22 protein-coding genes are annotated in these 22,418 nt (G+C 58.1%); 6 read left to right on the top strand and 16 right to left on the bottom strand.

Features of this window, described 5'->3' with window-relative positions:
* Positions 1-50: 50 nt before the first annotated feature.
* The 3 genes from xdhC to xdhA are packed head-to-tail and all read right to left on the bottom strand — an operon-like array spanning position 51 to position 4,647.
* Positions 51-869 (bottom strand): xanthine dehydrogenase accessory protein XdhC, encoded by an 819-nt coding sequence (gene xdhC / locus BM069_RS00115; protein ID WP_093318757.1) that lies wholly within the window; start codon positions 867-869, stop codon positions 51-53.
* Positions 866-3,178: a xanthine dehydrogenase molybdopterin binding subunit gene (gene xdhB, locus BM069_RS00110; protein ID WP_093318755.1), complete on the bottom strand. Its 2,313-nt coding sequence runs from the start codon at positions 3,176-3,178 to the stop codon at positions 866-868. The genes xdhC and xdhB overlap by 4 nt, the downstream gene beginning before the upstream one ends.
* Entirely contained in the window at positions 3,178-4,647 is a 1,470-nt protein-coding gene (xdhA, locus tag BM069_RS00105; RefSeq protein WP_093321119.1) for a xanthine dehydrogenase small subunit, read from the bottom strand. Before xdhA ends, xdhB begins: the two co-directional genes overlap by 1 nt.
* A 196-nt stretch (positions 4,648-4,843) precedes the next feature.
* Here xdhA and BM069_RS00100 point away from each other — a divergent pair, with 196 nt between their 5' ends.
* Complete coding sequence (locus BM069_RS00100; protein WP_093318752.1) at positions 4,844-5,746, top strand: LysR family transcriptional regulator; 903 nt, start codon at positions 4,844-4,846, stop codon at positions 5,744-5,746.
* Here BM069_RS00100 and BM069_RS00095 read toward each other — a convergent pair.
* The 6 genes from BM069_RS00095 to BM069_RS00070 form a co-directional block, all read right to left on the bottom strand.
* Positions 5,743-6,747 carry a GGDEF domain-containing protein gene (locus tag BM069_RS00095; RefSeq protein ID WP_093318750.1) on the bottom strand — a complete coding sequence of 335 codons (1,005 nt, stop codon included), beginning with the start codon at positions 6,745-6,747 and terminating at the stop codon, positions 5,743-5,745. The genes BM069_RS00100 and BM069_RS00095 overlap by 4 nt on opposite strands.
* A 15-nt stretch (positions 6,748-6,762) precedes the next feature.
* The gene (locus BM069_RS00090) at positions 6,763-7,350 is read right to left on the bottom strand and encodes a heme NO-binding domain-containing protein (protein ID WP_093318747.1); all 588 of its coding nucleotides are present in this window, start codon (positions 7,348-7,350) and stop codon (positions 6,763-6,765) included.
* A 64-nt stretch (positions 7,351-7,414) separates the two neighbouring features.
* On the bottom strand, positions 7,415-9,139 hold the full coding sequence (locus BM069_RS00085; protein ID WP_093318745.1) for a DUF4153 domain-containing protein: 1,725 nt from the start codon (positions 9,137-9,139) through the stop codon (positions 7,415-7,417).
* Between the two features lie 72 nt (positions 9,140-9,211).
* Complete coding sequence (locus BM069_RS00080; RefSeq protein ID WP_093318743.1) at positions 9,212-10,774, bottom strand: trimethylamine methyltransferase family protein; 1,563 nt, start codon at positions 10,772-10,774, stop codon at positions 9,212-9,214.
* A gap of 247 nt (positions 10,775-11,021) precedes the next feature.
* Entirely contained in the window at positions 11,022-11,711 is a 690-nt protein-coding gene (locus BM069_RS00075) for an HAD family hydrolase (RefSeq protein ID WP_170846634.1), read from the bottom strand.
* 87 nt (positions 11,712-11,798) lie between these two features.
* Complete coding sequence (locus BM069_RS00070; protein ID WP_093318738.1) at positions 11,799-12,083, bottom strand: DUF3572 domain-containing protein; 285 nt, start codon at positions 12,081-12,083, stop codon at positions 11,799-11,801.
* Between the two features lie 82 nt (positions 12,084-12,165).
* On the opposite strand from BM069_RS00070, the gene BM069_RS00065 reads away from it, so the two are divergent.
* The gene (locus tag BM069_RS00065; RefSeq protein ID WP_093318731.1) at positions 12,166-13,569 is read left to right on the top strand and encodes a diguanylate cyclase; all 1,404 of its coding nucleotides are present in this window, start codon (positions 12,166-12,168) and stop codon (positions 13,567-13,569) included.
* Between the two features lie 27 nt (positions 13,570-13,596).
* On the opposite strand, the gene BM069_RS00060 is transcribed toward BM069_RS00065, so the two are convergent.
* From BM069_RS00060 to BM069_RS00045, 4 genes are all read right to left on the bottom strand, one after another.
* On the bottom strand, positions 13,597-14,112 hold the full coding sequence (locus BM069_RS00060; RefSeq protein ID WP_093318728.1) for a periplasmic heavy metal sensor: 516 nt from the start codon (positions 14,110-14,112) through the stop codon (positions 13,597-13,599).
* A 35-nt stretch (positions 14,113-14,147) separates the two neighbouring features.
* Entirely contained in the window at positions 14,148-14,546 is a 399-nt protein-coding gene (locus BM069_RS00055; protein WP_093318725.1) for a hypothetical protein, read from the bottom strand.
* Complete coding sequence (locus tag BM069_RS00050) at positions 14,539-15,123, bottom strand: RNA polymerase sigma factor (protein WP_093318721.1); 585 nt, start codon at positions 15,121-15,123, stop codon at positions 14,539-14,541. The genes BM069_RS00055 and BM069_RS00050 overlap by 8 nt, the downstream gene beginning before the upstream one ends.
* Positions 15,124-15,222: 99 nt before the next feature.
* Entirely contained in the window at positions 15,223-15,792 is a 570-nt protein-coding gene (locus tag BM069_RS00045) for an EF-hand domain-containing protein (protein WP_170846633.1), read from the bottom strand.
* A 223-nt stretch (positions 15,793-16,015) separates the two neighbouring features.
* On the opposite strand from BM069_RS00045, the gene BM069_RS00040 reads away from it, so the two are divergent.
* Together BM069_RS00040 and BM069_RS00035 are read left to right on the top strand one after the other, a co-directional pair.
* The gene (locus BM069_RS00040) at positions 16,016-16,411 is read left to right on the top strand and encodes a DUF983 domain-containing protein (protein WP_093318717.1); all 396 of its coding nucleotides are present in this window, start codon (positions 16,016-16,018) and stop codon (positions 16,409-16,411) included.
* Between the two features lie 39 nt (positions 16,412-16,450).
* Positions 16,451-17,167, top strand: a complete 717-nt coding sequence (locus tag BM069_RS00035) for an NUDIX hydrolase (RefSeq protein ID WP_093318716.1) — start codon at positions 16,451-16,453, stop codon at positions 17,165-17,167.
* Here BM069_RS00035 and BM069_RS00030 read toward each other — a convergent pair.
* The 3 genes from BM069_RS00030 to BM069_RS00020 are packed head-to-tail and all read right to left on the bottom strand — an operon-like array spanning position 17,164 to position 19,249.
* The gene (locus BM069_RS00030; RefSeq protein WP_342028827.1) at positions 17,164-18,102 is read right to left on the bottom strand and encodes a DMT family transporter; all 939 of its coding nucleotides are present in this window, start codon (positions 18,100-18,102) and stop codon (positions 17,164-17,166) included. The two genes, BM069_RS00035 and BM069_RS00030, sit on opposite strands and share 4 nt — an antisense overlap.
* A 42-nt stretch (positions 18,103-18,144) precedes the next feature.
* Positions 18,145-19,050, bottom strand: a complete 906-nt coding sequence (locus BM069_RS00025; protein WP_093318712.1) for a fatty acid desaturase — start codon at positions 19,048-19,050, stop codon at positions 18,145-18,147.
* Positions 19,043-19,249, bottom strand: a complete 207-nt coding sequence (locus tag BM069_RS00020) for a DUF2061 domain-containing protein (protein ID WP_093318710.1) — start codon at positions 19,247-19,249, stop codon at positions 19,043-19,045. The genes BM069_RS00025 and BM069_RS00020 overlap by 8 nt, the downstream gene beginning before the upstream one ends.
* A gap of 115 nt (positions 19,250-19,364) precedes the next feature.
* Between BM069_RS00020 and BM069_RS00015 the strand changes: the two genes are divergently transcribed.
* On the top strand, positions 19,365-20,222 hold the full coding sequence (locus BM069_RS00015) for a helix-turn-helix domain-containing protein (RefSeq protein WP_093318707.1): 858 nt from the start codon (positions 19,365-19,367) through the stop codon (positions 20,220-20,222).
* 628 nt (positions 20,223-20,850) lie between these two features.
* Positions 20,851-22,377 carry an arylsulfatase gene (locus BM069_RS00005; RefSeq protein WP_244503536.1) on the top strand — a complete coding sequence of 509 codons (1,527 nt, stop codon included), beginning with the start codon at positions 20,851-20,853 and terminating at the stop codon, positions 22,375-22,377.
* Positions 22,378-22,418 lie beyond the last annotated feature (41 nt).

Below are 22,418 nucleotides of genomic sequence, written 5' to 3'. Positions count from 1 at the left end.
AATACCGACACAATACCGACGATTTACAGGCTAGGGATTATTTCAGAAATTCAGAGGGTTAATGCGGTTTCTCGCGTCGTCACCGCCAAAGCCGCCAAAACCTCGGCCACAACAAAGGCCGCGATCACTTCGGGCCGCTTGTCGCCCGCGGATGCGCCGCCAATCGGGCACACCAGATCTTGCGCACGCACAGTCTCTTGGGTTTTGGCAAAACTGGCAAATTTCGTCCGTTTTGTCGCCGAACCGATCATGCCCACATAAGCCGCATCGCCACGGGCCAGAGCCTCAGATGCCAAAAGGAAATCCAAAGCATGATCGTGGGTCAAAACCACAAAAGCGCTGCCTTTCGGGGCCGCTCTGACCACGGATTCAGGGAGCGGCGTCAGACACTTGGCAACATCCGCCTGCGACAGATCCAACTCCTCCGCACGGCTGTCCACAAGATGACACACCACCGGCAAATGCTGAAATTGCGCGGCCAATGCCCGTCCGACATGCCCCGCGCCCAACACATAAACCTCGGGCCAGTTCGCGGCGTCCTGCGCAGCCCGCGCCTTTGCTGCGGTACGCGCTTGGTCATCCATCACGGTCAGTGTGACTTCTACTCGCCCGCCGCAGCACTGTCCGATCTCCGGCCCCAAAGGCACATCCATTACTGACGAAAGGTTTCTGCTTTTCAAAAGCTTACGCGCCTCATCAAGCGCCATATACTCAAGCTGCCCGCCGCCGATCGTGCCCGCCATATGTGCGGCGGACACAAACATCACAGCGCCAATTTCGCGCGGGGAAGATCCTTGTATTCCGGTGATCTCCACCTGAACCAAAGGCGCCTCTCCGCCCAAAAACGCTATGATTTCAGACACGTTCATCCCCGCAAGCGCTCCACCGCCATCAGAACGCGCTCCGGTGTCGCGGGCGCATCAAGGCGCGGACATTCGCGATAGTCCGCGACCGACGCAACCGCCATGCCGAGTGCCTCAAAAACACAGATCGGCAACATGAACGGAGGTTCTCCGACCGCCTTGGAGCGCTTGATCGTCAGCTCTCTGTTCTCCGACCAATCTGCCAGATTTACGTTAAATTCCCGAGGGATATCCCCCGCCAACGGTATCTTGTAGGTGCTTGGCGCATGGGTCCTTAGCCGTCCGGCGTCATCCCAGAAAAGCTCCTCCGAAGTCAGCCACCCCATGCCCTGAACAAAGGCGCCCTCGACCTGCCCTTTGTCCAATACAGGGTTCAGCGACTTGCCCACATCGTGCAACACATCCGCGCGATCTACCTGATATTCGCCAGTCAGGGTATCAACAGACACTTCCGCCACAGCCGCCCCATAGGCAAAGTAATAAAACGGCCGCCCCTGCCCTTTGGCACGGTCCCAATGGATCTTGGGCGTTTTATAAAATCCAGCCGCCGACAGCTGCACGCGATCCATGTAAGCCGCTGAAATAAAGTCGTTAAACGGAACCTCTTCGCCACCAACACGCACCGAGTTACCAGCGAAATTAACCGCATCTTCAGCCACAGACCATTTGGCCGCGGCCCATGCCACCAGCCGTTCCTTGATCTGGTCACAGGCATTCAAGGCCGCCATCCCGTTCAAATCCGTGCCCGAAGAGGCCGCTGTTGCCGAGGTGTTCGGCACTTTTTCCGTGGTGGTTTTGGTGATCTTGATCCGGTCGATATCCACTTGAAACGCGTCGGCCACAATCTGTGCGACCTTGGTGTTCAGCCCCTGCCCCATCTCGGTCCCGCCGTGATTGAGCATGATCGAGCCGTCGTTATAGACATGCACTAAGGCGCCCGCCTGATTGTACCATGTCGCGGTAAAGCTGATCCCGAATTTGACCGGTGTCAGAGAGATCCCCTTGCGGATGATACCGCCCTTCGCATTGTGTTCCAGCACCGCCTGACGCCGCGCCTGATAGTCGGAATTACTCTCCAACTCATCCACCAGACGGTCGATCACATTATCCTCAACCTCTTGATGGTAAGGCGTAATATTGCGATCCATCTGGCCATAAAAGTTCGCCTTGCGCACCTCCAGCGGATCCTTGCTAAGTGCATAGGCGATCTCTTCGATCATCCGTTCGGCCCCCACAACGCCTTGCGGCCCACCGAACCCGCGAAAGGCCGTGTTGGACACGGTATTGGTTTTCATCGGCCGACTTTGCAGCCGTACATGCGGGTAAAAATACGTGTTGTCCGCATGGAAAAGCGCCCGATCCGTGACCGGCCCCGACAAATCCGAGGTCCAGCCACAACGGGCTGCAAACTGCGCATCCACAGCATTGATCCGACCGTCGCCATCAAAAGCGACGTCGTAGTCCACCACGAAATCATGGCGCTTGCCGGTGCTTTCCATATCCTGATCCCGATCGGGTCGGATTTTCACCGGCCTTTTCAGCCGCTTGGCAGCCATCGCCGCAACAGCGGCAAACTGGTTCATCTGGCTTTCCTTGCCACCAAACCCGCCGCCCATACGCCGCACATTCACCACAACCGCGTTGTTTGGAACGCCCAAAACATGCGCCACCATATGCTGCGCCTCGCTCGGGTGCTGGGTGGAACAATGCACAATCACCTCGTCGTCTTCGCCAGGCAGAGCGAAAGCGATATGGCCTTCAAGATACATGTGATCCTGTCCGCCGATCCGCATTTGACCCTGAATGCGATGTGTCGCGTCAGCCTGACCCAGCGCCACGTCCCCGCGCTGCAAAGTCATCGGATCTGTCACATTCGGATACCCCTTGGAAATGGCCTCATCGGCCTCAACCACGTGATCCAGAGCCTCGTAATCAATCTGCGCCAATGCCGCGGCACGCCGCGCCTGATCGCGGGTTTCCGCCACAACAGCAAAGATCACCTGCCCCCAGAACTCTATGGTATCTTTGGCAAAAAGAGGTTCATCGTGTTTGCCGGTCGGGCTGACGTCATTGACACCGGGCACGTCGGCCGCGGTCAAAACCTCCACAACGCCAGGTGCGGCCTTGACCGCGCTCAGGTCGATCGATGCAATCCGCGCATGCGCCACATCCGAGGTGCCGAAATAGGCGTGCAAAGTGCCAACAGGCTCCGCGATATCATCCGTATAATCCGCCGCCCCGATCACATGTTTCGCGGCACTATCGTGGATCAGATCGCGGTGAACGCCGCCCTTGATGCTGGACAATTCTTTCATCACACACCCTCCGCCGACAGTCGTGCCTCAGCACCGGATTGCTCCAACCAGAACCGGCGGAACAGGTTTTGCGCCACTTTCATGCGGTATTCCGATGTTGCGCGCATATCGCTAAGTGGCTGAAAATCCTCCGGCAACTTCTCTGCCGCTGCCAGCATCGCAGCCTCGGACCATGGCTGTCCCACAAGCGCACTTTCGGCGCTGCTCGCCCGCTTCGGGGTCGCCGCCATACCACCAAACGCCAGAACGGCCTTGGAAACTATGCCGTCTGTGACCTGAACTGACATCCCGACCGCCACCGAGGAAATGTCCTCTTCACGCCGTTTGGAAATCTTATAGGCCGCATGATGCCCATCGGAAATGCGCGGCACGGAAATGCTTTCGACAAACTCGCCTACCTCGCGATCCTGCTTGCCATAGGCGATGAAAAATTCTTCCAGCGGCAATACTCGCCGCGTATCCCCCTTGCGAAGGGTGATTGACGCGCCTAAGGCGATCAACACCGGCGGGGTATCCCCGATAGGCGAGCCGTTTGCGATATTACCGCCAATCGTGCCCATGTTACGCACCTGCCAACCGGCGATGCGGTCCCAATAGGCGCTGAGGTGGGGGTAGTATCGCGCAATCACGTCCTGCGCTTCGGTATAGGTCACACCCGCACCCAGCGTGATGGCGGTGTCACCAACTTCGATCTGCTTCAAACCCTGCAAGTGCCCGACAAATACCGCGGGTGAAAGCCGTTTGAGAAACTTTGTGACCCAAAGGCCGACATCGGTGCTGCCGGCGACAATCGTCGCCTCGGGCTCTGCGGCCAAAACCGCGGCCAGATCATCCACATCCGCCGGCAAAATTGCGCGGCTGTTGTCCTTGGAAACCTCAACCCGCGCGCCGTCCTGCAACGCGTTCAGACGCGCGACAACGGCGTCACGCTCTGTGGCAAGATGTTCGGCAGAGGGGGTGCCGTAGTCCGTCACGGCCTGCGCCGCGCGAATGATCGGAGCATAGCCCGTACAGCGGCAAAGATTGCCCTGCAGCGCGGTTTCAACCTGTTTGGTTGTTGGGCGTTCATGCTCCATCCACAGGGCATAAAGGGACATCACGATGCCCGGAGTGCAAAAACCGCACTGGCTCCCGTGATGTTCAACCATGGCCTGCTGCACCGGCGACAGCCGCCCTTGCGGCCCGCCCAGATACTCAATCGATACCACGTGGCAGCCATCCAAAGAAGCCAGAAACCGAATGCAGGCATTCACCGTTTCATAGCGCAAGCCGGCTGGCGTCAGCCGTCCGACCAAGACCGTACAGGCCCCGCAGTCGCCCTCGGCGCAACCTTCCTTGGTCCCGGTAAGCCGTTGATCCAGGCGCAAAAAATCAAGAAGTGTGTCATCAGCGCCAACATCGCTCAACCGGATCTCGCGATTGTTGAGGTAGAAATGGATCTCATTGCGGATCCGTGCGGCCTGCGTCATTGGCTTATCCCTGTAAATTGGCTGGCGTGCATTGGCGCACATCGCGCCTTTGATCATAGTCTAAAGCGCCCTCAAGGGGCGAGGATACGTGGCATTTTGCAAATCTATTTCAATATTTGATTGAAAATCGCCACCTGTTTCATTGCTAGAATGCGTGAAATTGAGGCAAACTGCAAAACAATCAAGGAGGCCGATCATGCCATATCTGGAAAGTCTGCGTGTATTTGTGCGCGTCGTCGAATTGGGCTCCATCACGTCTGGTGGCCGCGATTTGCGGCTGACGCCGGCTGTGGCCTCCAACCGGATCAAAGAACTGGAGAGCCGCCTGGGCGTGCGTTTGTTCAATCGCACAACCCGCAATCTGTCGCCCACCGAAGTCGGCAAAGTGTTCTATGATCACGCCCGCAAGGTGATTGTCGCACTGGAGGAAGCCGAGGCCGTGGTTGCCGATTTCTCGGACCACCCGCGCGGATCCATTCGAGTGACGGCGCCGCTGGGGGTCGGGCGGCGTATCATTGCGCCACTTATTCCGGCGTTTTCGGAAATGTATCCCGATGTGGACGTGCGCCTACGCTTGTCGGATCGCAACGTCGACCTGTTGGAGGACGGGCTGGACGTGGCCTTTGTTCTGGGCGAACTGAAAGACAGCAATTTCAAACTGCGCAAGATTTCCGATTGCGATCGGGTGTTGGTGGCAGCGCCGAGCTACCTTGCCGCCAAGGGCACACCACAAGCGCCAGATGATTTGCTAAAAGGCCACAACTGCCTCCTGCTGCGCTTTCCACGGTCGCCGGAGTACTACTGGACCCTGCAAACCGACAAAGGAACGCGCAAGATCGAGGCCAAAGGGCGCTTTGATGCTGATGACGGGGATGTCCTGACACAATGGGCGCTTGAAGGGGCGGGCATCGCCAACAAGGTGCGGTTTGATGTGGGCCACCATCTTGAGAGCGGCGCATTGGTCGAGGTCTTGCCCGAAACACCACCGCTGCCTGCCGCCTTTGGCTGTCTATATCCGCACCGCAAATTTCAGGATCCAAAAATCCGCCTATTTGTGGATTATATGAGCGCCGAGGCGCGACAGCGCATCGCCTCTTAACCCGCCAGGGGGCCACTTTCGCGCATCTTGGGATCGTAGACCGTGTAAGTCGCCCGCCCCGCATGTTTTGAAGCATAAAGCGCAGTGTCCGCCTGCGCCAGAAGCTGATCCATGTCGGTGTCGCCATTGCCATCATAGACGGAAATGCCAACACTGGCCGAGACCTTGCAGGTCGCGTCTTGAAATGGCACGGGACGTTCGACCTCGGCGATGATCCGGTTGGCGATGCGGCCAAGGATTTCAAGGTCCACTATCCCATGGAATACCAACACGAACTCATCACCGCCCACCCGCGCCACGCAATCGTCATCACGGCTGGATTCCACCAACACCCGCGCAACATGCTGTAGCACCGCATCCCCGGCAGCATGTCCGCGTGTGTCGTTGACCTCTTTGAAGAAATCGAGATCCACCTGCATCAGGCCAAACTGCGTACATTCATTCACCATGCGCGGCAGAATATGCTCAAGCGCGCGGCGATTTTTCAAACCCGTCAGCGTGTCGGTAAAGGCCTGTTCTTCAGCGGCGATCATCGCCCCTTGAAGCCGGAGGTTCAGTTTACGGGACGCTTCCATCGCCGCCGATTTTGCCTCAACCAGATAAAGCATTTCGATGGTCAGGTCGGTCGCCGCAAAATCGGCAGCGTTCAGGTCGTAATCGCTTACAGCGTCCAGAATCGAGATGCCAAATCCAAGATTGACGATCGCTCCGCCCTCATTGGGCAAAGGCACCAAAACCCCCTTCAGTCCGGTTTGCGGATCGGTTGTTTTCTTCAGATGCAGTTTCTGACCGGCAGTGGCAATCAAGTCGTCCATCGTTGTCACACGCTTGGGACGTGCCAGCTTGAACACTTCAAGAAAGCACTCGCCGACTAGCGAAATATCCGGGTACAGCTTTTGCAGTGTTGAGCCGGCATGGGCGATGCGCCCCGCGTCGTCAAGCTGAACATGCATCGGACACAACACATCCAACATATGCAGCATGTCAGTTGTCAAAGTCATACCCAGCCTCACCCATTACTCAGCTCGCGCGCCCAAATCGAAATCACGGCCGCTGGCAAAGGCGGTTTCGATCAACGTAATGTCGATCACCTCCACCCCGTCCTCGACGCCACTATGCTCAAGAAACACGAGCGCACCATAATCATCGGCCATGGTTCTGAGAACCCCGATGATCACATGCCCAAAACCATTGTAGTCATAAGTGCAACGCAGACTGAATTTCTCCGGACAGTGTTCTTCAAGCTCTAGCTCCGGAATCGACAGGTCGTTTACAGCCAGCCGAGCTCTTTCGGGCAGGTCATCCAATGAATGCAGAAACTCGACAAAATTCACGCCGCCAAACCTCAGAAGTCGGCGCAGCGCTTCGACGTTGGGATGCGACACCAGATAGGTGCCAAGGTCTTCCAAAACGGCCTCTTGGGGCACGCGAAGGGAATTGGAAATGGCGTTGATCAGCGCACTGGTGGTGCTGTCATCGTAGTGCAGCATGGCCTCGAAATCGATGACCTCCACACCCGCCATACGGGTCACGTCCACCCACCGACGCTGACCATAGCTGTCGCGCACAAAACACTGAATGGCTCTGTTAATCAGACCATGCATTCGCGTACCTCAAACCGTTCAGGCCTGAGTAAGCCACAGGGACATTAACAAATGCCGAATGTCTTTAATCAATCGGCAGGATTTCGTCGTCACCGATCCACAATGAATTCAGGCGCGACGGCGCGATACGGTAATCACCTGATATCAAGCGCTCGATGTGCATCTGGGACACCGTCTGATCCCCTCCGCCCAAATAAAGCGTGTCAAATTCCAAACCGCCGTTCTGCTCTGTAACCAGCCACCCCCGCCAAAGGGTGCCCGCGTTTGCGGGCTTGAACAAAAACGCCTGCCTGCCTTGCTTTGCACCGTCAAACTGACCCGCAACCCAGACACATCGCTGAACCAGAGCCTCGCCACAGGCGTTCATGGACCCAAGTTCCCAGTCGGTGAGGTTTTGCAAATCCTCCGCCGAGACAGTTTCGCCCTCCGGCAGGACCACAAGAACATCCAGAAGCGCCGCGATTTGCCCCGCGCGTTTGCTCGCCTTATCCAGACTTTGCCCCGAAAGTTGCGCTTGCGCGGCATCCGCCAGAGCGCGGTCTGATGCCTGAGCCAAAGCAGACAGACCGGCCCGGCCTGCCCGACCCCATTCATGATACATTTCCCACAAGGGCACTTGATCCAGCCGCAATTCACCGGCTTGCGCCCGCGCGACCTGCGCGTCTGTGGAAATGCGCTCCGCGTTCAGTACCGGGGTCATCCAGAGCCCGCTCAGGAACAGAGTTGCCAACGCGATCCAGACATTGGCCGTGCGCACCCGCGCCATCCAGCCCCCACCGGTCACAACGGCAATGGGATAGGCGACCGCATAAAGCAACACAACAAAGGCTATACCGGCCGCCACCATGCGCGGCGGGGTCCAGCCATATTGCGACACCCTGAGCCAGATCGCATAGGCCGCAAGCCCTGCAATCACCGGCAACAACACCGCCAAAGCTGCGGTGGCAATCTGCATCCAGCGCACTCCGATCGCGTCAGCATCCCCACGATCAAGCGCAATCGAGACCAACGAAACCATCACAATCGCCACAGTCAAAAGCGTCGCTGCGCGGCTCAGGCTGCCAAAAAGCTGATCCGGCCCCTGCAACATCGCCGCAACCGCAAAAATCGCGACAACAACCAGCACGACAGGCACCAACATTCGCAGCATCCGCAACAGCAGATAGGGCGAAAGGTATTGCCGCAGCTCATGCACCACCGACAGGCCAAGCCCCAATGCAAATCCGAGAAACGCCCAGCGGAACGGATCATTGCGCAACAGGTCTTCGATGACCGTGATGCCGACGATTTCCAGCAGGGCATTGGACAGGAAAGCAACCGCAAACAACACGCCCGTGAAAAGCCATCCCGCAGAATAGCGCACCAGCAGACTCCAACTGGTGTCAAACAGGCGCCCATAGTCCGTAAGACTCTCTTTTTGAACCATTTTCACAGCGGCAAAGGGCGTCGCAACGCTCATGAAAACAAACCATGCAAATATCGGGTGGCCCGCGTCCAAGAGCCCATCAAGGGAGACAAACCGCAGGCTGCTGAGTGTCAACAGACCCGCCCCCGCAAGGCCAAGCACAAACGCCGGAACAGCCGCCCGTGCCACGCGATGCGGACCACTGAGACCCAGCAAAACCGCGAAAAATCCCGCACCGAAAGCGACAACCGCCAGATAGGCGTGAGGATTGGTGATGATGTCAGGGGCTTTCTCACCCAATGCCCAGACCGTCAGGCCCGCTGCCGCGCCGATAATCGCCATCTCGGCACGTCCGGCCATAGTGCGTCCGTCTTCGCTATACATCCGCCGACTCCCCCGCTGGTTCCGCGCGAGTTTAGCGCGAAACTGCAAATGATAACAACGCGGTGTATTCGCTCAGAAGTCGGTTGGCGCGCCACCTTCCTGCTTGCGTCTGGCCACAAAGGCCGCGAGCTCCTCTCGGATGGCCTCATCCATGGGGGGCGCTTCAAAATTGGCGATGATGTCCTGATAGATTTGGTGCGCCCGTTCCGGTGTCCATACACCACCTGCCGCCTCCCATGCCTCAAAATTGCGCCAGTCGCTGGCAAAGGGCTGATAAAATGCTGTGGTATAGCGGTCCTGCGTGTGCTGGATGCCAAAGAAATGGCCGTCGCTTCCCACATCCTTGATCGCATCAATCGCGATCTCATCCGGCCCCGTCGCCCAGACTTCCGGCTCCATATAACGCTGGATCATCTGCAGTATCTCGCAGTCCATGATGAATTTTTCGGGGCTCGCAATCAAACCGCCCTCAAGCCAGCCGGCGGCGTGATAGACCATATGCGCGCCGGACTGTACCGCGCTCCAGAGGCTGTTGGATGTTTCCCACATCGCCTGCCCGTCCGGAACATTGGCCGCACAAACGCCGCTCGCGCGCATCGGCAAATCATAAAACCGCGCCATCTGACCGGTCATTTGAGTGGCGCGCATGTATTCAGGCGTGCCAAAGGCGGGCGCACCGGATTTCATATCCACGTTCGAGGTAAAGGTGCCGATCGCACAGGCGGCGCCGGGCCGGATGTATTGCGCAAGCGCCACAGCGCAAAGCGCCTCGGCCAAAGACTGCGCCACGGCGCCCGACATCGTCACCGGTGCCATCGCCCCCGCAAGAGTGAATGGCGTGACCACCAGCCCCTGATTGCGTCGCGCCATGCGCATCCATCCGTCCATCATCGGCTCATCATGCTTAAGCGGTGAGGTGGAGTTGATATTGGTATAGAGCTTCGGGCTCGCCTCGAACTCCTCATGGCTCCAACCGCCGGAAATGCGCACCATTTCCATCGCGTCCTCGACCCGCTCCTTGCCCAGCGAATAGGTGTGCGCGACCTTATCGGTCAGCGTGAGCTTGTCATAAAGCACATCAAGATGCCGGACCGAGGCGTGAATGTCTTGCGGTTCAACCGGATAGCCGCCGACAAAATGGATGCAGTTGAAATACTGGCTTAGCTTGAGAAGATTGGCACACATCTCCCGTGTGCCAGGCACTTTGCGCCCCAACGACATGTCCCAGTAATTTGGCGGGCTTGAGACATTGCCAAACAGAATGTGGTTTTCGCCCAAGGTGATCTGGCGGGCTGGATTGCGCGGTGTCAGTGTCCAGCTCGACGGGGCCTTGCCGACCATCTCCATGACGAAGTCCCGCCCCATGCGCACGGTATCGCCCTCAACGCTGCAGCCGGCTTCTTTGAGAATATCGCGCGCTTCGGTGTTGTAAAATTCGATGCCGATCTCTTCGAGAATACGCATCGCGCCGTCGTGGATGGCAAGAACACCTTCCTCCGTCAAAGGTTCGGTCGGCCTGTCCATGTTGACCGGCAACCGCCATGGCATCTGGTCAATGATGCCCGCTTTGACCCGCCGTGCAGCATTGCCTGCCCGACCGCCGCCCCGCCGCTTGCGTCCGCTGGTGTCTGCCATGAAAACCTCCTGTCGCCTTGTTGTGTCCAGAAAACCGTCGAATGGGCACGGAGTCTGCGTGAATGCGACAGAAGTTGTCGTTTTCTCGCCCCGCGACTTAGGACCATGTCGCGATACGGCCGTCCCACTTGGTCACAGGTCCAAGCGCGCGCGACTCATCGAGGGCGCTTGCGGGAGACACGCGGGTTCGGGCGGCTCACGCCGCCTTGGGTGTTTTGGTCGGAAAGAAGCTGTGAAAATGGCGGTGCTAGATGCTCAGCCAATCGGTGATGTGCCCGATGTCCGGCAGCACAATGTCCGCATATGGGGCGAGTTCATCCGTCAGCGCGACGCCAGTCAAAACCGCCACCGTTTGCATGCCGGCCCGTCGCCCAGCGATCAGGTCATGGGTGCTGTCTCCCACCATCACCACACGCTCAGGCGCAAGCCCCTGCTGATCGGCAAACGCCAAAAGCGGATCGGGATCGGGCTTCGCGCCATAGCCGCTGTCAAATCCTGCAATAAAGTCAAACAGACCGCTGACACCGACGCCCTGCAATTGTGCCTGCGCCGAATATTCGCTGTCGTTGGTCATCACGCCAAGTTTCAGCCCTTTGGTCCGCAAGTCGCTCAGATAGGGCTTCAAGGGAACCGCCGGCGCCAGAGGAGCCTCGGCCGCATCCCGGGCCATCTTGAGCTCAATAGCATCCACATCCGCCCCCGGCACCACCGATGCCACCGCCTCTGCGGCCTCCCGATTGGTGCCGGCAATCACAAAGCTGTCCGGACGGAAACACTTGCCCCCCAAATCAAAAGCCAGCGCATCCGCGATGCGCTCAGCAAGGTCGGCATCACCACCCGCAAATCCGTGAATGGCATTGAAGGCCCAGGTGTTCCAGGTCGCGGCAAAATCAAACAGGGTGCCGTCCTTGTCAAAAAGAAGTCCATCCGCGCGCATGATCTGCCCCCCACTGTCCGCCTGACTCGGGCGGACTGTGCCCTAGCGCCCCAGCACCGACAAGTGTTTTTCACCTTGGCGCGACGCTCAGGTCCAATGGGTGCGGGCGGAGCCCAAAAGCACATGCGCCGCGGTCAGGGGAAGGTCGTAAGACACCCCTTTGGTGTCACAGAACGCAACAACCCAAGAGTCATCCATTGTTAAGAATTCAAGCACTGACCCCAAGAAGTCCGCCTCTCCGGCACGCGCCCGCAAATCGTCCAATGACGCGCCCGTTGCGCCCATAAATACTGGTAAAACCTCATCATTTGTCACCAGCCAAGCCAGGGCATCCAGCGCCAAAGTCTCTGCCGCCTCACGAGATAGGGACATTTTTCTTCACTTTCGAAAGCTTTTCTTAACCATTGGAGCGGCACTCTTCAAATATGAAGTTAACCATTTTCCGAGTGTCGTTATGACAGGCCATATATTAATCGTCGATAGCATTGCCACAAACCGATGTGTTCTCAGAGCCAAGCTCGCCGCCAGCTTTCTTGAAGTCCGGCAGGCGGAGACCGGGCGCGAAGCCTTGGACATGATCCGCGCGGAGCCGCCCGATCTTGTGATCCTTGGCGGGGACCTGACAGATATGTCCGCAGACCACTTCTTGCGCCACTGCGCCAAAGCCCCCGACATGGCCGCTGTGCCTTTGGTCGTCTATGGCACCGGCTTAAGCCGCGAGGAGCGGCTGACGGCCATGCGGGCGGGCGCGGATGATGCTCTGAACACACCGATTGCCGAGGCGCCATTTTTGGCGCGCATCCGGTGCCTGTTGCGGGCGCGGGCCACGATCGAGGGCATCAAACTTCAGGAAACCGCCGCACAGATTCCCGGACTGGCCGAAGACGACACCCCCTTTGATGTGCCTGCCTCGCTGGTTGTCACGAGCTCGCAAGGCGCCGAAGCCACCGGCTGGAGCGCAGCACTCAAACCCCTCGTTCCCTATCGGATGCGTGCCCTACCCATCGGAGATGCGGTGCGATCGATGTCTCTGTTTGCCGTCCCAGATGCCTTTGTGATCGGCGTCAACACTGACAGCCCCGAGGAAGGCCTACGGTTTCTTGCGGAAATTCGCGCGCGCGCCACAACGCGACATGCGGCCATTCTTGTGGTGCTGAACCGGGAGGACGACATTGCCCGTGTGAACGCTCTGGATTTGGGAGCAAACGATGTCATGCCGGCACCGTTTGATCCGGAAGAGGCCACATTGCGGCTTGCGACCATTCTGAAACGCAAAAAGCTCACCGACAGGCTGTCCCGCTCGCTTGAGCGCGGATTGAACGCGGCGGTGACGGATCCGTTGACCGGACTGTACAACCGCCGATACGCCCTGCCGCAACTGGCGCGCATTGCCCGTCACGCTCATGCCTCTGATCACGACTATGCGGTCATGGTAGCGGATCTCGACTATTTTAAGCGTGTGAATGATCAATATGGCCACGCCGCGGGGGACGTGGTGCTGGCAGAAGTCGCCCGCCGTCTGCGCAGCGAACTTAAGGGCGGAGAATTGATTGCCCGCATCGGAGGTGAAGAATTTCTGATCGTCCTGCCCCAGACCTCCGCTCAAGCCGCGTCCGAACGCGCCCATCAGCTTTGTGAGGCGGTGCGCAAATCCCCAGTGTATCTGCGCGCGCGCGATGTCCGTATACCGGTGACGATCAGCATCGGTGTCAGTCTAGGGGCCGATATGGCACCTGACGGGCCCCCTCCGATGACAGAGGCGGACGCCGTGGGCCTGATAGATCAGGCTGACAAAGCCCTCTACAATGCAAAGGCCTGCGGGCGCGACAGCGTGACGATCACCCGTCCAGCCGCATAGTCACCTTGGTCAGACGGCCGGTGGTCCCTAGCGGTCTTTCTTGTCTTTTCTTGGCTTGTCGGATTTGTGCTTGTCCCGGCGATCTAGGATTTCCTCAAGCCGATCCGCATATATCAAACGTTCCTCTGGCGTCATCTGTGAGATCCGCTCAACAAAATGCCTGCGGGCCACATCGCGCCGCCCTTCCGCCGAGACATCAATCTCAAGTAGGGTGTTGTTTAAGGCCTGCGCATCAAACACTTCGGCGCGCAGCACATCTACGGTGTCAAAATACAGCGACCGCTCCCCCATCAGGGCGTGATCCCCCGACTGATAGCTTTGGCGGATTGCGCGGCCAACGGCCATGCGGTCCTGACGCGACAGCGCCTGTACGTAGGGGGTGACGAAACGGTCCTTGGCTGACGGTTTGCCACCGTCGTGACCGCCGCCGTGCGACACGATTGCGCCGCCCACTACACCGACAATCAAAAGGTTCAGGGCCAGCGATGCCACCAGCAGGCCACGAAACGGCCGGCGCTGTTTCTTCTCTTTGGTTTGCGTCATCCCTACGCCTTTCCGTCTCTCACCCGGCGGTCCCGTCAGTTGCCAAGATAGGCAAAGCTTGCGTCCAACGCCGAGAGATAGGTTTCATCACTTGATACAATCAGGCTGGTCCCAATGTCGCTTTGCAACATCGCCGGCCCCGCCGCAACTCCGATCCATACGCCGGCAACGGTGGCGGCAGCCAACCCCGAAACCGATTGCCAGCCGCCCAACAGGGCGACAAGCTTGGCCATCCACGGCACAGGCGCGGCCTTCACCGGCGCCGCGATCACAGCCGGTTCCGGCATCGCCGCTTCGGCATCAGCCAGAACCCGCGCCATAAAGTCCGCCGTCGGGGCCATCGCCGGATCATCCTTTGCGGCCGCAAACAGCCCGTCCAACAGGGCGTCCTCTTCCGTCGTCAACGGAGCGATATCTCTGTCTTTGTCAGCCATCGGTATACCCCAAAGCTTCGCGCTGTCCGGCCAAGGCCTTTGCCAGCGTCCGTTTTCCCCGCGCCGTCAGACTTTCCACAGCCTCGACGCTTATGTCCATGACTTCGGCAATCTCCGGATTGCCCAGTCCTTCGATGTGACGCAAAACCACCGCTTGTCTCTGGCGGTCCGGCAACGTGGCCAACGCGTTTTGCAACGCATCCTGACGCGCCCGGTCCTGCATCCTGTCTGCCGCGGACATTGCATCGTCCTGAGGCTCGGCAACCGCATCAAGCGCCACGCCGCGCGCACGGCGCAGACGATCGGTCGCCAGATTGGCCACCACACGATAAAGCCAGGTTGTGACCTTTGCCTCACCCTGACGCCAGTCCGGCGCCACCTTCCAAAGACGGATCAACGCCTCTTGCGCCACGTCTTCCGCATCCGCCTGATTGCCCAACATGCGATAGGCATGTCCAAACACCCGCGGCGTCAACCGCAAGGTCAGCGTCCGCGCCGCCCCCGCATCCCCGTTGGCATAAAGCACCAAAAGCGCCTCATCCGGGATGTCGTTTTGCTGGTCATAGGGCATTGTCATGATCCCGATGGCTAGCCTGTGTCCCTGCGTCTTGCAATCATTGCGGTGATTAGGGGCGGCAGACCACCGCCCAAAATCCGGTCATTCGCAGGCGACACCTCAGCCGCGCTTGCCTGCATTGAATTCTTCTTCCGAAATCACGCCATCGCCGTTTGTGTCCAGCTTCTTGAACATCTCCGCTTTGCGTGCGGCATGTTTTGCTTCGCGTTCGGATTTGTGGGCGTCAAATTCGGCCTTGCTGATCTTGCCGTCTTTGTCGGCGTCCATACGGTCAATCATTTTCGCCTGACGGTTGCCATCGGGCTTCATTTCATCCGGTGTGAGTTTACCATCGCCATTTGCATCTTTCTTGGAGAACATTTTCTCCATCCGTTTCGCGCGACGCTCACCTTTCCAGTTGTCGCCTTCACCCTTGTCAAAACGTGCCTTCATCTCGTCCAGAGACACCCCTCCGTCACCATCCGTGTCCATCGCCATAAAGCGGCTTTCGGCATGGGCCTGCATCTCTTCTACGGTGACAAAGCCGTCGCCGTTTGCATCAAGCTGCTCAAACGTCGCCTGAGGTCCGTGCATTTTGTGACCTTCGCCACGGTCTTTCGCCGACGCAGCCACAGCTGTCACACTCAGGGCTGCTACGATCACACCACCAACAAAATAACTCGTTTTCATCTCTTCAGTCTCCTTCAGGATAATGCGCATCGCGCATCGGCTCTCTGCCTGTTTCGTGACTATGAAACGGTCGGCATCCACATTTCCGTCGCGCAGCTGGAACTTTTTTTCCAATTTTGGAAAGAGGCTTTGCGACATGGCGCCGCAAGGCGATTTGGCCTCTTTTAACTTTTACGTGCGGACGCCACATTGATAGCGCGAACAGAGAAAAAGTGTTTTGAGTATGACTTCCGTGATCGAACCCGCTGCAAATTCCGGCGTTGAAGAAGACCGCGACACCAAATCCGCGCTAAAGCGGGGATGGAAACGTAAGTGCCCCAACTGTGGCAGTGGCCCTTTGTTTAATGGCTATCTCAAAGTGCGGGACCATTGTTCGGTCTGCAAACAGGACCTCACACACCAGCGTGCAGATGACGGCCCGGCCTATCTGACGATCCTGATCGTCGGCCACCTTCTGGCTCCACTTCTGCACATCGCCTTTGTGCATTGGCGTCCCGACCCGCTGATCCTCTTTACAGTTTTTGCGGTTGGCTGCGTCGCGCTCTCGCTCTACCTTCTGCCCAGACTGAAGGGCTGTGTCGTTGCGTTCCAATGGGCACGAAGGATGCACGGATTTTGATATCCGTTCTATAAAAGCCTCGAGCACTGAGGGGACCCAATGAACGAGACGCCAATCATCGACAAGACCGCCATTCGCAACGCCGCCACTGTGATCGTGCTGCGTGACCGTACGTCTGACCCACATATTCTGATGGGGCAACGCGGCGCCAAGGCGGCCTTTATGCCCAATAAGTTTGTCTTTCCTGGCGGTGCCGTGGACGCAGCCGATGCCGACATCCCGCTTGCGCGCCCGCTGCCCAAAGTCTGCGAGGCCCGTCTGGGCGAACAATCTGTGTCAGAGCTGGCGCATCCGCTGGCCGTTGCCGCTGTGCGCGAGCTTTGGGAAGAAACTGGCCTGATCCTTGGCACCCAAGGCACATGGGCCGACACCCCGCCCGCGGATTGGAAAACCTACGCCGCCACAGGGCACCTGCCCCGAGCGGATGCCCTGCAATTTGTCTTCCGCGCAATCACCCCGCCGGGCCGTCCACGCCGTTTTGATGCACGGTTTTTCATGCTCGATGCGGCCGAAATCGCCACCGATCTCGATGATTTCTCCGCCGCATGCGACGAGCTTTCGCATCTGCAATGGATTCCGCTCAAAAAGGCACGCGAATTTGATCTGCCTTTCATCACCGAGGTTGTGCTTGCCGAAGTTGAGGGGCGCCTCGACAGTCCCGAGCCGCCCGAAAACGTACCATTCTTCAAGAACGATGACGAAGCCAGCCACTTCCTACGCTTACGCGGGCACGCGCCGGACTGGGACCGCGACTAGGCATAGAGGATCAATCCGAGGATGGAGGCTGCCAGCAGCCCCATCCCTACAAACTCCCGCCCGCTGATTTTCTCTTTGAAAAAGAGCACGGTGCCGACAATACCAAACACCAGCTCAATCTGCCCCACGGCCTTCACATAGGCCGCATTCTGAAGCGTGAAGGCTGTAAACCAGCAAAAGGTGCCTGCCATGCTGGTCAGGCCGATATAGCCCGCGGTGCGATAGGACGCAATGACGCGCCCCACTTCGCCAGGCTCACGCAGGCGCAACCAGATCCACATAGCCATCATTTGCATTGCAGTAACCGCCGCCAGCGTCACCAAAGCCCGCGCCATCGGCGCCTCCAGCCCCACCGCGAGGGACGCCCCGCGATAGGCGACGGCCGAAATACCGAACAATGCCCCTGCCGTCAGCCCAAGAGCCGCCGAGGGGCTGAGAAACCGGCGCCACCCCACGCCCGTGCTCTCGATCGGCCCCGAAAGAACAAGAACGCCCGCAACACCTACCGCAATGGCAGCAAATCCGATCCCCGACACGGTCTCCGCCAAAAGCACGATCCCGATCAGCACGGTGAAAAAAACTTCGCTTTTGATAAAGGCCATGCCAACCGCAAGATTGCGCCGACCGAACAACATCACAGTGCAAACGGTCGCCGTGATCTGCGCCGCACCACCCAACGCGCCAAACATCCAAAACTCTGCGCCTAACGGCGGGAGATCAATCCACCCCGCCGCGACACACACCGCAAGAATGAGGCAGGCCACCGGCGCGGAATACAGAAACCGCGCGAAAGTCGCGCCAGCCGCCGACAACGACACCGCTGCAAGATGTTTTTGCAACATAAAGCGCACGGTTTGAAACGCAGCCGCAGCCACAGACGCGATGATCCAGAATTCCATGCCGGCATAGATGCCGCCAAGCGGCGACCTTGTCACGGGGTTTTCGCCCCATCATCCGCCGCCCAGCCCTGCGCGGCTTTAGTCGTCGCCCCACAAAGGATGCGGGACCGGATCCTTGCGCCGTAGAAAATAGCGCCGGAAAACCTCGCCATAGCTTCGGAAATAGTACCCGTCATTGCGCATAAGGTATCGCCCGCGGTTTTCGCGAAACAACACCGGGAGCCTGTACCACGGCACCCGTGGATGCATGTGATGCACCACATGCAGGTTGTTGTTGAGAAAAATCCACGACAGCGGCCCGCGATCATCAATGATCACTGTACGGCCTCGCGCCTTTTCATGGGCCTGATGTTCCAAAAACGTGCGGATTTTCAGCACCGACAGGGCTCCGTAGGCGCTGGCCAGATAGGCCCAAATTGGCATCTCGCCCACAGCAAGCAACCACCACACCACCAGCGCAACCGCAGGCACATGCACAAGCCAGCCAAGCAGCACCGCGGTATTGCCCCGCCCAATCTCGCGCATGTCAGAGCGCATAAACGCCACCTGTCCCAGAAGCGGCCCGACCAAAAGACGGCCCAGCAAGGTGTTATTGAATTCATGCACACCCCTGAGACCTGTCGGCATGTCCTTCCAACGCTTCGGATCAAGAAAATTAGTTTCCGGATCATCATAGGGATCGGTCAGCAGGCTGTCTTTGTGATGGGCCAGATGCGTGTCTCGGAACCGCATATAAGGAATGAACAATCCCAATGCGGGAAAAACCAAAACCTCATTTGCCAGCCGCGCAGGAAACGGATGACCGTGCAGCACCTCATGGCTCAGCGAAGAATGCAACGCCAGCGCCAGTATGGTCAGCGCCATCCCCAATGGCAAAAACCACGCCGCCGCCCAGACAGTCCCAATCACATAGAGGGCATAACATAGCACAAGCAACGCCACCGTCGGCCATTCGACAACAGGAGTCTTTCGCGCCTCACCCATGGGCGCGCCCCCACCGGATACCGGCCCAGACACGTTCGTAAATCACGTACATCGTCAGCCCCAGCACCGTATTGACCAGCGCAAGCTTGCCACCCAAGGCCAGCGATCCCGTCGCAATCAACCCCACGATCCCCATCGTGACCAAACCGATCACATTCCAGATCACAGCCTTCAGCACCGAGCGTCGCCGCGTTTCCATACCTTCTCCAATTGTTCAGAAGCTTTCCCTCATCAATGTGTTACCGCGCGCGCCCATCCGTTCGGAATTCTGAATGTGATTAACAAAATTCTTCAATGATGATATAAATCACCATATGAGCGAAATTATCGACAAACGCCTGCGCGCCGCCCGCTTCAGACACCGCCTGGGCGCGGCGATGAAAACCAAATCGGTGACACAGTCCGAACTGGCGCGCCGCATCGGCGTGGACCGGTCGACCATCTCGCAACTTCTCAAGGACAAGGGCGCGCGGCTGCCCAACGCTCAGGTTGTCGGAGAATGTGCCGCAGCGCTTGGGGTGTCAGCGGACTGGTTGCTTTCGTTGACGGACCGTCCGGAAAACACCGCCGACATTCTCGCCAACGCCATGAGCGTTACCGAGGCCCCGCGCGCGTTGGTGGATGAGCAGATTTTCAACTGGCATCAGGAGGCAGTCGGCTACAAGATCCGTCACGTCCCGGCTGGGCTGCCTGACATGCTCAAAACCGGTGAAATGCTGACGTGGGAATACGAACCACATCTGGGCCGCACCACCGAACAGGCCATCAACGCTTCCCGCGATCGCCTCGATTGGATGCGCAGTTCCCAATCGGACTATGAAATCGCCCTGCCCCGCCACGAACTCGACGCCTTCACGCAGGGCACGGGGTATTACGCGGGCCTGCCTGCCGAGATCCGACAAAACCAGCTTGATCACTTTGCCGATCTCACCTCGCAACTTTATCCGCGCCTGCGTCTGTATCTTTTTGATGCCCATCGCCTTTATTCCAGCCCGATCACCGTCTTCGGCCCGCTCCTCGCTGTGTTGTATCTGGGGCGCAACTACCTCGCCTTTCGCGACACCGAGCGCGTCACAAGCTTCACCGAACATTTTGACAGCCTCGTACGTCAGGCCGACATCACCGCCCGCCAGATCCCAGACCACATCATCAAAATGAAATCACAAATTTGACCCTTCTGTGCCGGCACCGCAGTTGTGGCCGGCTGTGGCGTCATCAGCGTGCAAATGCGGTCCAAAACATGAGGCACCTTGGTGTCACTTTGATTCCTTTTGCGTCGTCAAAATGGTCGCTTTTTTGAAAGGCGAATTTCCAATATTTCCGTGCGCGCCCATTTGACACGCCTGTCGCAAAACCCACGTCGCTACGTGGGCAAAAAATCGCTTTCGCCAATCTTCCACATCCTTGCTCCAACCCGCCAAACGACTTTTTTTGCGGACAAAAGCTCAAATGCAAAACACGCCTGAAATGCCAAATAAAGCATTAATATCAGATGAATAATTTTACCCATTTGCAAAATCCGCTTCGCAAGCGCGTTTTCATTTTTCTCCGAGGAAGCCACTCTGCCTCTCGCACAGAATTCAAAAAATCGTTTGAATTGAAACACGCTGTATGCGACCCCACGAGCATCAGACCCGCCTCGTGGACTGGATTGCAAAGCAGGCGTTTTCTTCGACCAAGCCGCGCAAAACACACCAAAAAACGACCGGGACGACGTACTGCCAAGAATTGGAGACCTAAATGACACTGCGTCCAGTTTTTAAAAGAAAACTTGGAGTTGCCGCGCTAATTTTCACCTCGATGGCTTCGGGGCTGATCGCTCAAGACAAGCCCAATATTTTGGTGATTTGGGGTGACGACATCGGCCAGTCCAACATCTCTGCATATACCCGTGGGATGATGGGCTATCAGACGCCCAACATCGACCGCGTTGCCAACGAAGGGATGATTTTCACTGACTATTATGGCGAACAATCCTGCACCGCGGGCCGTTCTTCTTATGTGATGGGTCAGTCGGTGTTCCGCACCGGTCTGTCCAAAGTCGGCCTGCCCGGCGCAGAGCTTGGCATGCGCGAAGAAGACCCCACCATTGCGGGCCTTCTGAAAGCAGAGGGCTATGTCACCGGCCAGTTTGGTAAAAACCACCTTGGCGACCGCGACGAGCACCTGCCGACCAACCACGGTTTTGACGAGTTCTTCGGCAACCTCTATCACCTGAACGCCGAGGAAGAGCCGGAAAACGCCGACTACCCCGGCGAGGCGATCATGCCTGACGGCCGCACCTTCCGTGAAACCTTTGGTCCGCGCGGCGTCATCAAGTCTTCGGCCGATGGTGAAATCGAAGACACCGGCCCGCTGACCAAAAAGCGCATGGAAACGGTTGATGACGAGACCGTCGTTGCGGCGATCGACTTCATCAAACGTGCCCACGAGCAGGACCAGCCTTTCTATGTTTGGTGGAACGGCACCCGGATGCACTTCCGCACCCACATGTCTGACGAGCGTCAGCAAATGGCGAACGAAACCGTCGGCAAAGTTGTGGACGCCTATACGGCGGGCATGATCGAGCACGACATGCATGTCGGTCAACTGCTTGATCTGCTTGATGAACTCGGCATCGCCGACAACACCATCGTGCACTATTCCACCGACAACGGCCCGCACATGAACACATGGCCGGATGCGGCGTCCTCGCCCTTCTTTGGTGAAAAGAACACCAACTGGGAAGGTGGCTGGCGTGTGCCGTCCATGGTGCGTTGGCCCGGTCAGATCGAAGCGGGCTCTGTCTCCAACGAGATCATGCACCACATGGATTGGCTGCCGACATATCTCGCGGCTGCCGGCAACCCCAACATCAAAGAAGAGCTGAAAGAAGGCGGCGTTCAGGCCATCGGTCGTGAATACAAGGTTCACCTTGACGGCTACAACTTCCTGCCGCACCTGACCGGCGAAGAAGAAACCGGCCCGCGCAACGAAGTGTTCTACTTCTCTGATGACGGTGATCTGACGGCCCTGCGTTTCCAGGACTGGAAATTCATCTTCATGGAGCAGAAAGAGTACACAACTCTGCGGGCGTGGATCGAACCCTTCACACCGCTGCGCGTGCCGCTGATCTTCAACCTGCGTCGCGACCCCTATGAGCGTGCGTATCGGACATCCAACACCTACTACGACTGGCTGATCGACCGCGTCTTCTTCCTGGTTCCGGCTCAGGCCTATGTCGGCAACTTCCTGGCAACATTCCAGGAATTCCCGCCGCGCCAAAAAGCTGCAAGCTTCTCCCTCGAGCAGGTCATGGACAAAATGACCAACACCGTGGGCGACTGATACCTGCAAAAAACTTCGCGACCCCAAAAAAGGGGTCGCGA

The sequence above is a fragment of the Shimia haliotis genome, from assembly GCF_900114415.1.
GTDB lineage: Bacteria > Pseudomonadota > Alphaproteobacteria > Rhodobacterales > Rhodobacteraceae > Shimia > Shimia haliotis.
Note: the sequence above shows the minus strand (reverse complement) of the source record. Positions and strands in the feature narration are given on the sequence as shown.